8 protein-coding genes are annotated in these 14,111 nt (G+C 47.9%); 7 read left to right on the forward strand and 1 reads right to left on the reverse strand.

Features of this window, described 5'->3' with window-relative positions; genetic code table 11:
• Window positions 1-50: 50 nt before the first annotated feature.
• Genes NSB03_RS09325 through NSB03_RS09340 form a run of 4 tightly spaced genes read left to right on the forward strand, consistent with a single transcriptional unit; the run spans window position 51 to window position 7,047 of the window.
• A complete protein-coding gene (locus NSB03_RS09325; protein WP_121766053.1) occupies window positions 51-3,131 on the forward strand; it encodes a SusC/RagA family TonB-linked outer membrane protein in 3,081 nt (1,026 codons plus the stop codon).
• 13 nt (window positions 3,132-3,144) lie between these two features.
• Window positions 3,145-4,614 (forward strand): RagB/SusD family nutrient uptake outer membrane protein, encoded by a 1,470-nt coding sequence (locus tag NSB03_RS09330; RefSeq protein WP_024986924.1) that lies wholly within the window; start codon window positions 3,145-3,147, stop codon window positions 4,612-4,614.
• 15 nt (window positions 4,615-4,629) lie between these two features.
• Complete coding sequence (locus NSB03_RS09335) at window positions 4,630-5,454, forward strand: DUF4843 domain-containing protein (protein ID WP_024986925.1); 825 nt, start codon at window positions 4,630-4,632, stop codon at window positions 5,452-5,454.
• Window positions 5,455-5,466: 12 nt separating this feature from the next.
• Window positions 5,467-7,047: a PKD-like family lipoprotein gene (locus NSB03_RS09340; RefSeq protein WP_024986926.1), complete on the forward strand. Its 1,581-nt coding sequence runs from the start codon at window positions 5,467-5,469 to the stop codon at window positions 7,045-7,047.
• 140 nt (window positions 7,048-7,187) lie between these two features.
• Here the strand turns inward: NSB03_RS09340 and NSB03_RS09345 are convergent, their stop codons facing one another.
• Window positions 7,188-8,294, reverse strand: a complete 1,107-nt coding sequence (locus tag NSB03_RS09345) for a TlpA disulfide reductase family protein (protein WP_257466349.1) — start codon at window positions 8,292-8,294, stop codon at window positions 7,188-7,190.
• Between the two features lie 204 nt (window positions 8,295-8,498).
• Here NSB03_RS09345 and NSB03_RS09350 point away from each other — a divergent pair, with 204 nt between their 5' ends.
• The 3 genes from NSB03_RS09350 to NSB03_RS09360 are packed head-to-tail and all read left to right on the forward strand — an operon-like array spanning window position 8,499 to window position 13,966.
• Entirely contained in the window at window positions 8,499-9,584 is a 1,086-nt protein-coding gene (locus tag NSB03_RS09350; protein WP_257466350.1) for an efflux RND transporter periplasmic adaptor subunit, read from the forward strand.
• Window positions 9,585-9,596: 12 nt separating this feature from the next.
• Complete coding sequence (locus NSB03_RS09355) at window positions 9,597-12,629, forward strand: efflux RND transporter permease subunit (protein WP_024986929.1); 3,033 nt, start codon at window positions 9,597-9,599, stop codon at window positions 12,627-12,629.
• Complete coding sequence (locus tag NSB03_RS09360) at window positions 12,626-13,966, forward strand: TolC family protein (RefSeq protein WP_024986930.1); 1,341 nt, start codon at window positions 12,626-12,628, stop codon at window positions 13,964-13,966. The genes NSB03_RS09355 and NSB03_RS09360 overlap by 4 nt, the downstream gene beginning before the upstream one ends.
• Window positions 13,967-14,111 lie beyond the last annotated feature (145 nt).

Genomic DNA, 14,111 nt, shown 5'->3' on the forward strand with positions numbered 1-14,111 from the left:
AAATATTACTTTTGTACTTAGAGTTATTACAATATGTAAAAAGCAATACTATGAAAACCAATCCGACACTACGAAGAACAAGTAGGACGCTGTTCCTTTTGTTCTTGTTCTGCGCGCTATCCGTCCAACTGACAGCCCAAAACGCAGACAAAAAAATCAACGAAACGTCGACGAAAACCAACAAAGGAAACATCATCCGGGGAGTGGTGTACGACACAGACGGGCTTCCACTTATCGGAGCTACGGTGCGCAACCTGCAAAACCAATCGGGAACCGTCACCAACAATGACGGAGTATTCACACTTGCCGGAACCAAAGAAAGCGTGCGCCTGCTTATCTCCTACATCGGGAAAAAGCCGCAGGAGATACGTGCCACCACAGGAAAAAGCATCAAAGTGATTCTGGAAGATGACAACAGTGCCTTGAAAGAGGTGGTCGTAACGGGTATCGTGACGAAAAAGAAAGATACGTTTACGGGGTCGTCTGCCACATTCTCGGGAGAGGAACTGAAATCCGTAGGTGTGCAGAACCCGATAGCCAGCTTGAAAACATTAGACCCATCGTTCAATGTGCTCGACAACGACCTGTTCGGGTCAGACCCCAACCGTCTGCCCAACATCGAAATCCGAGGTAAATCGAGTATGTTGGGTATGCGCGACGAGTTGTCGGAAGATCCCAACCAGCCTCTCTTCATCTTAGACGGTTTCGAATCTTCGCTCGCCGCCATCTACAACTTAGACATCAACCGCATTGCCTCCATGACTATCTTGAAGGACGCCGCCTCAACAGCCATCTACGGTTCCAAAGCAGCCAACGGTGTGGTAGTGGTAGAGACGGTGAAACCCAAAGCCGGACAGTTAAGGCTTAACTACAGCGGCTCGATGGATGTGTCCTTCCCCGACCTGAGCAGCTACAATCTGATGAATTCCGAAGAGAAACTCCGGTTTGAGCAGATGATGGGAAAATATACCTCCAACAATTCGATTGAGGAGATGATTAGTTACGACAATATTTACCAGAAACGGTTGGCAGACATCCAAAGCGGAGTAGACACTTACTGGCTGTCGGAACCGTTGCGCACGGGTATCAATCATCGCCACTCGTTGTATGTGGACGGCGGTTCGGAAGGTTTTCTCTTCGGATTGGGAGTCAACTACAATGGCGTGGAGGGCGTCATGAAAAAGTCGCAACGCGACGTAATGGGAGCCAACATCGACCTGACCTATCGCGTAGGCAGGCTGCAATTCACCAACAAATTCACTGCACAGCAGACCAAAACGGACAATCCGATTGTCTCATTCAGCGAATATGCCGCTGCCAATCCTTATTTCAAGAAATACGACGAGGAGGGAAAGGTGAGCAAACTGCTTGACAACAACCGCATCGAGGGCGCTGTCGGCAATCCGCTCTACAACGACTCGCAAAACAGCCGTAACGAAGGCAAAGACCTGATGCTGTCCAACTTCCTGATTGCCGAATACTCGCCCATCACCGACCTGAAACTGCGCGCACGCTTCGGACTTACGCACACTAACAGCAAAGGCGACAACTTCATCTCGCCCGACGACACCCGCTACGAAACGGTGAACATACTGAAACGAGGCAGTTACGGACACTCGGAAATGGAACAGACCCGCTACGAAGGAGAAGCAACCGCCATCTATGCGAAAGTGCTGAAAGAAGCCCACCGCTTCAATGTAGCTCTCGGCGCCAATATCTCCGAACAGAAATCGCTCACGCAGGGATACTCCGCTTCGGGCTTCCCTTCGGGCGACTTTACGTATCCTTCTTTTTCCAACGGATATACGGAAGGCGGACGTCCCAGTTACTACGAATCGGTATCGCGCTCGGTAAGTGCCTATATGACCGGCGGATACTCCTTGTTAGACCGCTATCTGATGGACGTCAGCTACCGTGTGAACGGTGCATCCGTATTCGGATCGAACAAGAAATACATCAACACATGGTCCGTGGGACTGGGATGGAACCTACACAACGAGAAATTCATCCGCGACAACCTGCGCTTTATCAACTACTTCAAGATTCGCGGTTCTGTCGGCAATCCCGGAAATATGAACTACAGTTCGTCCATGTCGCTCACCACTTTCCGCTACTCATATGCAGCCTACAACTATTTCGGGCTGAGTTCCGTACTGAGCCAACTGGGCAACGACGACTTGAAATGGCAAACCACACTCGACAAGAATATCGGTCTTGACCTGACCATGTTCAACAACCGGCTGGTGCTGACCTTGGATTATTACCACAAAACGACAGACCCTCTGCTTATCGGTATCGGACTGCCCTCTTCGGCCGGTCTCACTTCCTATAACACGAATCTCGGCAAGCAGATATCCAAAGGATTCACCGGTATCGCACAATACTACATCTTCCGCGATTTCAACAAACGGCTCACCTGGTCGGTACGTGGAACAATTCGCCTGGCAAGCAGCAAGCTGGACGGCATCGGCAACGCTCTGGAAAAACTGAACAAATACGGCCAAAGCCGCTCTACCGTACGCTACTACGACGGTGCCGACCCGGATGATATCTGGACCGTACGCTCGGCAGGTATCGACCCGGCAAACGGACGCGAACTGTTTATCAAGAAAGACGGTACCTATACGTACGACTTCTCTTACGACGAAGAGGTAATCGTAGGCAACACCCGCCCGAACGCGGAAGGAACCATCGGTTCGAACTTCGGCTACAAGGGATTCACCGTCGGCGCAACCTTCCGCTACCGTATGGGAGCCGAAACCTTCAACAACGCCGTCTACTCGAAAGTAGAAAACATCGGAATGGCAGGACTGACCAAGAACCAGGACAAACGCGCCCTGTACAACCGTTGGCAGAAACCGGGCGACATCGCGCAGTTCAAGAACATCGCCGATGCAACCAACACCCCGATGTCGTCGCGCTTTGTGCAGAAAGAAAACACCCTGTCGCTCGAATCATTCCAAATCGGCTACGAATTCGACCCGCAGCTTGCCGGCAAGCTCGGCATCAGCGGTATGCGCATCAATGCTTATATGAACAACATCTTCCGACTGTCTACCATCAAAGAAGAGCGCGGAACCAGTTATCCGTTTGCCCGAAGTGTGTCATTAGCCCTTTCATTCACTTTATAAACCTACACTTATCATGAAAGCAAGTATTAAAACATATGTATGGATATTGGTCGCCGTGGTGCTGACCACCGGCTGTTCCGACTGGCTGGACTATTCGCCCAAAGACCAATATGTGAAGAAGCAACAATTCTCTACCGTAGACGGATTCTATTCTGCCGTCAACGGAGTGTACAACCGCATAGCCTCCAATACGCTCTACGGGCAAAACCTGAGCTACGGCATGATAGACATCCTCGCACAACGGTACACGCCGGGCAGCAACAACTCCAATTCGCTCAATTACTTATGGAGCACTTACGACTACAGCAGCACCAACCTGCAGGCAAGCATTGACGCCATCTGGAAAGAGGCTTACTCCACCATCTTGAACGTCAACGTCATACTGAGCGCACTGGAGGAGCAGAACGGAGTGCTGACACAGAAAGATATGGAACTGATAAAAGGTGACTGCCTTGCCCTGCGCGCTTTCATCCACTTCGACCTGCTGCGCCTTTTCGGTCCGAACTACAACGACGGCTCGGCAGAGCAACCCGCCATTCCTTACAACAATTCGGACAAGGCGCAAGCACACGAACTGCTGTCGTCCCGCCAGTTCATCTACGACTATCTGATGCCCGACCTCAACTTAGCGGAAGAGCTACTGAAAGAAGCCGACCCGATACTGACCGAAGGAGTGCTGAACAGCAACAACGAAAACGGAAACAACTACCGACGCTACCGCCAATTGCGTCTCAACTACTTCGCCGTCATCTTGATGAAAGCCCGTGTCCATCTTTGGGCAAAAGACTATACCAACGCCCTGACAGAAGCCGAACGCCTCATCGGCGACGACTATGTGAAAACCACTTTCCCATTCGTTGACTCCGACAAACTGTTGGGCAGCATCTCGCCCGACCGGGTTTTCTCTTCCGAAGTACTGTTCGGACTCTACAATGCCGACCGCGAATCCATCTATTCCGACAACTTCGACGGAACCAACCTTAGCGGAGCAGCCCTCCTGCAACCGAAGGCAGGGTATATCCAGCAGCTTTTCAATCAGGCCGACTACCGGTTCCTGTCGCAATGGCGTGCCAACGGCAACCTGTATAGTTTCTGCAAATACGCCAAAATAAGCTACAACGAAGAGAATCCGCCTTTCTACGCTTTCCTGATGCCGCTAATGAGAATCAGCGAAGCCTATTATATAGCCGCCGAATCTTCCATCATGAAAGACCCCAGCAACCTGATGGCAGGAATAACGGCTGCCCAGACCTACCTCACTCCCATCAAACAGGCACGCGGAATAGGGCTTCCGGGGATGTTCGAACTTCTCACCGAGCACTCCAAAGAGTACCTGCGCGAATTCTGGGGTGAAGGACAGATTTTCTTCATGCTCAAAAGAAACAACCAGGGATTGAACAACCTGTACAATGCGAATACCGATGGCAGTATCACAGCAACCTACCAGTTACCATTGCCGGCAAGTGAACAAGAAAACCGTTAAAAAAACTCAGCAATCATGAAACATATTATTTATACACTCGCCCTTTTACTATTGGCAGGTAGTTGGCTCACCTCCTGCGCCGAAGAAGATTTCACAACCTTTCAAGGAGAAAAATCGGGTATTTACATCCAAAACGTCACCGGATATACGATAACGGGGGTTCCTACTTCGTTTTCCGACTCCACCACGTATTCCTTGTCCGTCTACCCGGAAAGTTCGTCGGAAATAGCCGCCTCGGTAAACGTTTATCTCATGGGCAACATTGCCGACTACGACCGCCCGTTCGTGCTGAAAGTAGACGAAGAAAAGTCCACAGCCAAACGGGGCGTACATTTCGACTACGACGAAAGCACCTGCTTCATTCCGGCAGGCAAAGCCAGCAACAGTGTTTCCGTCGCGCTGAAACGCCATCCGGACCTCACCGAATCGACCCTGCGAATCGAATTCTATCTGGAAAGCAACAACGAATTTACCACCGAACTCGAACAGTATAAAAACAGCGCGTCGTGGAACACACAAGGGGAATACATCTGCGGAACGCGGTTCAAAATTATGTTCCACAACAAATATGACACTCCGAAAGACTGGTCGAAAAATCATTTCGGCGACTGGTCTATCCTCAAGGAGCAACATCTGAACACCATTATGGGATGGTCGCACGAGGACTGGCTGCGTGGAAGATGCCCCTACTACCAATTCGGCTATGCCGCACGGGCACTGAAAGAAGAGTTGCAAGCACTCGCCGACGCCGGTACCCCGGTGATGGACGGAGATGCTTATATGCAACTGGGCCCCAACTATCAAGTAGATTATTCCAACTATGAAACGTCCAACCGCTAAACTTGAACGATTATGAAAAAGATTACAAAAAACACCCTATATCTTGCCTTGCTGCTCTTTCTTACAACCGCCTGTTATGAAGACAAAGGCAACTACGACTACAGCGAAGTGCCGGAAATCACCGCCGAAGGATTGCCCGAACAAGTGACGCTGCTCCAGAAAGCCGATGTGCTGTCCATCACCCCCACCCTCAAGTCGTCCACAGAAGGAATCATCCGGGAGGGCGATCCGAACTACGAATTCGGCTGTTTGCTATACATACGAAGCGGACGTTTGCCGAACGGCTCACGCTATATTGATATCAACGAAGAAAGAAAACAAAAGATAGAATGTATACCTGACGTGGGTCCCGGCGAATATGTCTGCTGGTACACCGTGACAGATAAACGAACCAGTGTCACTACCAACTTCAAGGTGGATGTCAAAATAGTATCCACCACCTACGAAGGATGGATGGTACTTTGCGATGAAGGAGCGGAAAACCATGTACGGCTTGACTTGATATCTGTCATATCCAAAGACCGTATCGTTGTTGCCCGCGACCTCTTGGGAATGAATGCTCCCCTACTTCGGAATGCCAAGAAAATCTATTTCGACGCTTACCCGAAAGACGTAAGAGGAGATGCCATCTTCATCAGCAGCGAGGAAGGAATCTACGAAATAGACAACGCCAGCCTGGAAACTTCCGACAGAAACGATATCAGTTGTTCGCTGTTCCTCAAGGCACTGGAGGACGAAAAACCGGATGTGATTGCCAGTGTGTACTTCAACAATCAGTTTGTCATCACCGACAAAGGCAACCTCTACAAGCGAAACACCTGGAACGCCGGAGGTGGTTTTGAATTTCCCATCAACACACTTATCTCGAACGGGAAGCCGGAATTTACTCTTGCACCGTTTATCGGTACCATGCAAACCCACAATGCGGAAACGGAACTCATCGCACTATTGTATGACAAAGACAACCGGCGTTTCCTGAAATGGGATGACGCCAAAGAGGAACTCTGTGCGTCATTCTCCGACCCGGAAAATGCACTCTTCTCCTTCTCCACCGGAAAAGAGATGATAGCAATGGAAAGCACCAAGTTCGCCTCGGCCACCGTCTATTCGATACTGCAAGACGAAGCACATAAGCGCTATGTCTACGGCATCAACCTTGCCGGAAAAAGTTACCAGCAAACCTATTACCGGCAAATAGAGGCTACGGACTTTGGCAAGGCAAAGCACTTTGCATTCCATTCGCTCTATCCGTATATGTTTTACGAAACCGGCAACAAGGTATATTGCTACCACCTGCAAGGACAAGGCCTCATACCTTCCGCCACTCTGACGTTGGACGGGGAGGAAATCACGATGATGAAGTTCAATCCATTTCAGACACCTGCCGAAAGGCTGTCCGACACATCCGACGAATTTCTGGAGCAGGAACGTTATCTGATAGTGGGTTCGTATAAGAAAGACGACTCCGACCCCAACAACGGAATCGTACGTTTCTACAAGTTCGACAACACCAACGGCACACTGACGGAAGTAGCCCAATACACCGGTTTTGCCAAAGTGCGCGATGTAACCTATCGTGAACGTTGGAAATAACGTTGTTACGCTTGATGGCAAACTTCCGGTTTCTTAGATGGAAAGTTCCGCCCGATTGGTTTTAAACAATAAATGCAAGTTTCGTTTTTATAAACGAGACTTGCATTTATTGTTTGTAATCGGTAGAAAAAAGATTGTGATTACTTCAGCAACTCACCCAACTTTTGTTCCAACTGGTTTCCGCGATAATTAGAGCCGATGATGATTCCTTCCGGACTTACCAGCAGTGTACAGGGGATGCTGTTCACTCCATACTTCTGCGCACCGGCATTCTGCCAGCCTTTCAAGTCGGAAAGTTGCGGCCACGGCATTCCTAACTGTTCAATCGCTTTGAGCCAAGCCTCTTTTTTGTTGTCGAGCGACACACCTACAATCTCGAATCCTTTATCGTGGAATTTCTCATAGGCAGCCTTCACGTGCGGCATTTCCGCCCGGCACGGACCACACCACGAAGCCCAGAAATCAACCAACACATATTTTCCGTTGCCCACAAATTCGGAAAGTTTGCGCATATTGCCCTCCTTGTCTTCCATTTCAAAGTCCGCAAACCTGTTGCCCGAACGGCGCGCCTTTCCAGCATTGAGTTGAGCCAATACCCTCTTCACTGACGGGTATTCCTGAAAATCCTTTCCGGCACTCAAAATCAACTGTTCCGCTTCATCCTCCGAATAGAAACCTTTGACCGACGGAAACAAGTAGGCTCCCAACACATTGTCTTTGTTTTTTACAAACAGACTGTTCATGGCTTGTGACCGACGATCGCGCACGCTGTTGAACACTTCGATAAGCTCCTTTTTCCGCGCATCAGAGGTCTGCGGATTGCGAAACTCGTCCGCCATCTTGTCAATACCGAGACTTGCAGCTTCTCTGTTATAAGCAGCCATCGTGTCAGCGTATTCGTTGAGCCGCTCGCTCAGCGTACCTCCGCTCTGCACCGGAAAATCCTTTCCTGTAAGGTCGAGCGTGATAGTCGCCTCTTCCAACGCGACCAATGCATAAAAACCATGTTCGCTTCTCTGATAAACCGATGCGATATCGTTACGCTCCGTCTCACCCTTGAAAACAAAGGCGCCGTTTTCAATTCTGGCAGAATCCTGCGGCACACGGGTATTCTTCGACATCATGGAAAGGTAGACTTTCTCTCCATTCATTTCCTGGGGAGCTTTCCCCAAAATCGTGTATTTCACACCGGAAAAAGAGGCCAGCGACATACACAGCATACTACATACAAATACAAATCTTTTCATACATTTTGTTTTATAAAGTCAACAATTCCCACCAACCTGCTCTATCCGGAAGGTGACACGGCAAAGATACAAAAAGAATCAACCCATCATCCGACTATACTCTATTTTCTGAAAATAACACTCCATGTATTAAACCTTTTTGGAAATATACCATCTAACTGCAATAAGAAAACATATCTACAAACAATCATATTGTATGTAATCATGAATAAGAAAACTAAATGGGGCATCATTATTCTTGTCGGTGCCGGTATTATCGGTGGTGGAATCTACTCACAATTACCCAAAAAGAACAACGAACTGGCCGCTGCCGACAAAGTGATGGGCGGCAAATCCAAAAAGGGAAAGCAGATTTTAAATGTGAACGCCAAAGTCATAAAGCCACAATCCCTGACAGATGAATTTACGACTACAGGGGTACTTCTGCCTGACGAAGAAGTGGATTTGTCTTTCGAGACTTCCGGCAAGATTGTTGAAATTAATTTTGAGGAAGGAACATCGGTAAAGAAAGGTCAGTTGCTTGCCAAAGTAAACGACCGGCAGTTGCAGGCACAATTACAACGTCTTGTTTCACAATTGAAATTGGCAGAAGACCGCGTATTCCGCCAAGACGCGTTACTGAAACGCGATGCTGTCAGTAAAGAAGCCTACGAGCAAGTGAAAACAGATTTGGCTACCTTGAATGCCGACATAGAAATAATCAAAGCTAATATAGAATTGACCGAGCTTCGTGCTCCGTTTGACGGAATTATCGGACTTCGCCAAGTCAGTATCGGTACCTACGCCTCTCCTACTACGGTCGTTGCCAAACTGACTAAAATCGCTCCCCTCAAAGTTGAGTTTTCCGTACCGGAGCGTTATGCCAAACAGATTAGAAAAGGGACTAACTTAAACTTCAATGTTGAAGGCAATTTGGATGCGTTCGGCGCGCAAGTGTATGCTGTGGAATCGGCCATCGACCCCAACCTGCACCAGTTTACCGCCCGCGCACTGTATCCGAATGTCAACCATATCCTACTCCCCGGCCGCTATGCAAGCGTGTTAATAAAAAAAGACGAAATAGCCAATGCCATCGCTATCCCTACGGAAGCGATTGTGCCGGAAATGGGTAAAGACAAAGTCTACCTGTACAAATCCGGAAAGGCCGAACCGGTGGAAGTCACTACCGGCATCCGCACCGCATCCGAAGTGCAAGTGATAAGGGGGTTGCACATGGGAGATACTATCATCACCTCAGGAACATTGCAGCTCCGCACCGGACTTGCCGTGAAACTCGACAACATTGATTAATACCAACGCCCTATGAATATATCCGAATTAAGCATACGCCGACCGGTATTAGCCACCGTACTGACAATCATTATCCTACTCTTCGGATTTATCGGATACAACTACCTGGGTGTCCGTGAATATCCGTCTGTGGATAATCCGATTATTTCCGTCAGTTGCTCCTATCCGGGAGCCAATGCCGACGTTATCGAGAACCAGATTACCGAACCGTTGGAGCAGAACATCAATGGTATTCCGGGTATCCGTTCTTTGTCCAGTGTCAGCCAACAAGGACAGAGCCGTATTACAGTAGAGTTTGAATTGTCCGTCGACCTGGAAACAGCAGCAAATGACGTGCGCGACAAAGTTTCACGTGCCCAACGCTATCTGCCGCGCGATTGTGACCCGCCTACCGTATCCAAAGCCGATGCGGACGCTATGCCTATCCTGATGGTGGCCCTTCAGAGCGACAAACGTACCTTGTTGGAATTGAGTGAAATCGCTGATTTGACAGTAAAAGAACAGTTGCAAACCATTTCCGATGTAAGTAGCGTATCCATTTGGGGAGAGAAACGCTACTCCATGCGCCTCTGGCTCGACCCTGCAAAAATGGCTGGATACGGTATCAGCCCTATCGACGTGAAAAATGCAGTGGACAGTGAGAACGTAGAACTTCCGTCCGGTAGTATCGAAGGAAATACCACCGAGCTGACAATCCGCACCTTAGGATTGATGCACACAGCAGACGAGTTCAATGATTTGATTATCAAGGAAGAGAATAACCGCATCGTGCGTTTCAGCGACATCGGACGTGCAGAATTGGGACCTGCCGACATCAAAAGTTATATGAAGATGAACGGTGTGCCGATGGTAGGTGTCGTAGTTATTCCACAGCCGGGTGCCAACCACATTGAGATTGCGGACGCCGTATATCAGCGTATGGAACAAATGAAGAAAGACTTGCCGGAAGACGTGCACTACAACTATGGTTTTGATAATACCAAGTTTATCCGCGCATCCATCAACGAAGTGAAGTCTACTGTGTATGAAGCTTTCGTACTCGTTATCATCATCATTTTCCTTTTCTTGCGCGACTGGCGTGTCACACTCGTGCCATGTATCGTGATTCCCGTATCCCTTATCGGTGCGTTCTTCGTCATGTATCTGGCTGGTTTCTCCATCAATGTACTTTCCATGCTTGCCATCGTATTGTCCGTGGGACTAGTAGTAGACGATGCCATCGTTATGACGGAGAATATCTACATCCGTATTGAGAAAGGAATGACCCCGAAAGAAGCGGGTATAGAAGGAGCCAAAGAAATCTTCTTTGCTGTTATTTCCACCACTATTACGCTGGTAGCGGTATTCTTCCCTATCGTCTTTATGGATGGTATGACGGGACGTCTGTTCCGGGAGTTCAGTATCGTAATCTCCGGTTCGGTCATCATCTCTTCATTTGCCGCATTGACTTTCACGCCGATGCTGGCAACCAAGTTGCTTATCAAACGGGAAAAACAAGGCTGGTTCTACACAAAGACAGAACCGTTCTTTGAAGGGATGAACCGGCTATACAGCCGTTCACTTGCCGCTTTTCTGAATAAACGATGGATTGCGCTTCCATTCACATTCATCACCATTTGCCTGATTGGTATCCTGTGGAATGCGGTTCCTTCGGAAATGGCACCTTTGGAAGACCGTTCGCAAATCAGCATCAATACGAGAGGTGCAGAAGGCGTCACTTATGAATACATACGCGATTATACCGAAGATATCAACCAACTTGTCGACTCCATCCTTCCGGATGCGGAAGCGGTGACTGCCCGTGTATCCAGTGGTAGCGGAAACGTACGTATCACGCTGAAGGACATGAAGGACCGCAACTACACGCAAATGGAAGTTGCCGAGAAAATCTCAAAAGCGGTACAGAAGAAGACAATGGCGCGTTCGTTCGTGCAACAGCAATCTTCCTTCGGCGGACGTCGTGGAAGTATGCCTGTCCAGTATGTACTTCAGGCTACCAATCTGGAAAAACTGGAAGAGGTATTGCCTAAATTCATGGCGAAAGTGTACGAAAACCCGGTCTTCCAGATGGCGGACGTTGACTTGAAGTTCAGCAAACCGGAAGCCCGCATCCAGATTAACCGCGACAAGGCGAGTATCATGGGGGTAAGCACAAAGAACATCGCCCAAACGTTGCAATACGGATTGAGCGGCCAACGCATGGGATATTTCTATATGAACGGAAAACAGTACGAAATCCTTGGCGAAATCAACCGCCAGCAGAGAAATAAACCGGCCGACCTAAAAGCGATTTATGTTCGCAGCAACGGCGGAGACATGATTCAACTGGACAACCTGATTGAACTGGAAAGTGGTATTGCCCCGCCTAAACTATACCGCTATAATCGTTTTGTATCCGCCACTATCTCTGCGGGACTGGCAGACGGAAAGACCATCGGACAAGGATTGGACGAAATGGATAAGATAGCCAAGGAAACATTGGACGATACGTTCCGTACCGCTTTGTCGGGCGACTCCAAGGAGTATCGCGAAAGTTCTTCGAGTCTGATGTTTGCCTTTATCCTGGCTATTCTTCTGATATACTTGATTCTGGCTGCCCAATTCGAAAGTTTCAAAGACCCGTTGATTATCATGCTGACAGTGCCGCTGGCTATTGCCGGAGCATTAGTATTTATGTATTTGGGAGATATTACAATGAATATTTTCAGTCAGATTGGTATCATTATGCTTATCGGGCTGGTGGCCAAGAATGGTATCCTGATTGTGGAATTTGCCAATCAGAAACAGGAAACCGGCGAGGACAAGATGAATGCCATCAAGGATTCTGCCCTGCAACGTCTACGCCCGATTCTGATGACAAGTGCTTCTACGGTTTTGGGACTTATCCCATTGGCTTTTGCCACCGGTGAAGGTGCTAATCAGCGTATTGCCATGGGTACGGCAGTAGTAGGTGGTATGGTAGTTTCTACTTTGCTCACCATGTATATCGTACCGGCTATTTACAGTTATATTTCGACGAACCGAATCAAAAAACTAAAAGAATGAAACAGAAAGATAGTTGTATGAGACGCATCATATATATAGTTACCGCATGTGCCTTCTTATCAGTTTCTACTGCGAAGGCACAGGTGCTCACCTTAAAAGAGTGTCTGGAAGAAGGATTGCAAAACAATTACTCTCTGCGTATCGTCCATAATGAAGAGCAAATCAACAAGAACAATGCGACATTGGGAAATGCGGGTTACCTGCCTACATTGGACTTCTCTGCCGGATATACCGGAAACTTGGACAATATTGAGACCAAGGCACGTGCTACCGGGGAAATAACAAAGCACAACGGAGTCTACGACCAGACGATCAATGTCGGTCTTAACCTCAACTGGACTATTTTCGATGGATTCAATATCAGTACGACTTACAAGCAGTTGAAAGAACTGGAACGTCAGGGGGAAACCAACACGCGTATTGCCATTGAAGATTTTATTGCTGCCCTGACTTCCGAATACTATAATTTTATCCAACAGAAGATTCGTCTGAAAAACTTTCATTATGCAATGTCACTCTCTAAAGAGCGCTTGCGCATAGCGGAAGCAAGCCACCTTGTGGGCAAGTTCTCCGGGTTGGATTATCAGCAGGCAAAGGTGGATTTCAATGCAGACAGTGCCCAATACATCAAACAACAGGAATTGCTACATTCTTCACGCATCCAGTTGAATGAACTGATGGCTAACAACAATGTTAATCAAAACATTATTATCAAAGACTCTACCATCGATGTATACAGCGACTTGCAATTTGATGATTTGTGGAATTCAACGTTAGCAACCAATGCTTCTTTGCTCAAGGCAGATCAAAACACGGTACTTGCCCAATTGGACTACAAGAAAATAAACTCACGCAACTATCCATATCTCAAACTAAATACCGGATATGGATATACGTTCAACAAGTATGACATCAATGCAAACAGCAGAAGAGGTGAACTGGGCTTCAATGCCGGAATAACTGTCGGTTTTAAGATATTCGACGGTAATCGTCGTCGCGAAAAGAGAAATGCAAGTCTGGCTTTCAAAAATCGTCGCCTGGAACGACAGGATTTGGAGTTAGCCCTTCGCTCTGATCTCAGTAACCTATGGCAAGCCTATCGCAACAATCTTCAATTATTGAATCTGGAACGTCAAAACCTGATAACCGCCAAAGACAATCACGATATTGCCATGGACCGTTATATACAGGGAGACCTTTCCGGTTTTGAAGTGCGCGAAGCACAAAAAAGTTTGTTAGATGCAGAGGAACGCATCCTCTCTGCTGAATACAATACGAAACTTTGCGAAATATCCCTGTTGCAAATCAGCGGAAAGATCACGAAATATCTGGAATAAGGAAGTAGTTTCCATTTATTTTTTGATTGAGGCTGTCTAAAAAGTCGTCAGTAACTCTAACTCCCCTCCTTCGGGAAGAGGAGAAGAATGAAGATAGAACCGACTTTTTAGACAGTCTCAATTTTTACTGTATAAAAAACAGTTA

This window comes from Bacteroides acidifaciens, from assembly GCF_024623065.1.
In the GTDB taxonomy this organism is placed as follows: Bacteria; Bacteroidota; Bacteroidia; order Bacteroidales; family Bacteroidaceae; genus Bacteroides; species Bacteroides acidifaciens.

Excerpts from the sequence above, each read along its gene's own strand:
- NSB03_RS09345 (WP_257466349.1), bottom strand. The coding sequence starts at position 8,294 with ATGAAAAGATTTGTATTTGTATGTAGTATGCTGTGTATGTCGCTGGCC.
- NSB03_RS09355 (WP_024986929.1), top strand. The coding sequence starts at position 9,597 with ATGAATATATCCGAATTAAGCATACGCCGACCGGTATTAGCCACCGTA.
- NSB03_RS09330 (WP_024986924.1), top strand. The coding sequence starts at position 3,145 with ATGAAAGCAAGTATTAAAACATATGTATGGATATTGGTCGCCGTGGTG.
- NSB03_RS09360 (WP_024986930.1), top strand. The coding sequence starts at position 12,626 with ATGAAACAGAAAGATAGTTGTATGAGACGCATCATATATATAGTTACC.
- NSB03_RS09340 (WP_024986926.1), top strand. The coding sequence starts at position 5,467 with ATGAAAAAGATTACAAAAAACACCCTATATCTTGCCTTGCTGCTCTTT.
- NSB03_RS09325 (WP_121766053.1), top strand. The coding sequence starts at position 51 with ATGAAAACCAATCCGACACTACGAAGAACAAGTAGGACGCTGTTCCTT.
- NSB03_RS09335 (WP_024986925.1), top strand. The coding sequence starts at position 4,630 with ATGAAACATATTATTTATACACTCGCCCTTTTACTATTGGCAGGTAGT.
- NSB03_RS09350 (WP_257466350.1), top strand. The coding sequence starts at position 8,499 with ATGAATAAGAAAACTAAATGGGGCATCATTATTCTTGTCGGTGCCGGT.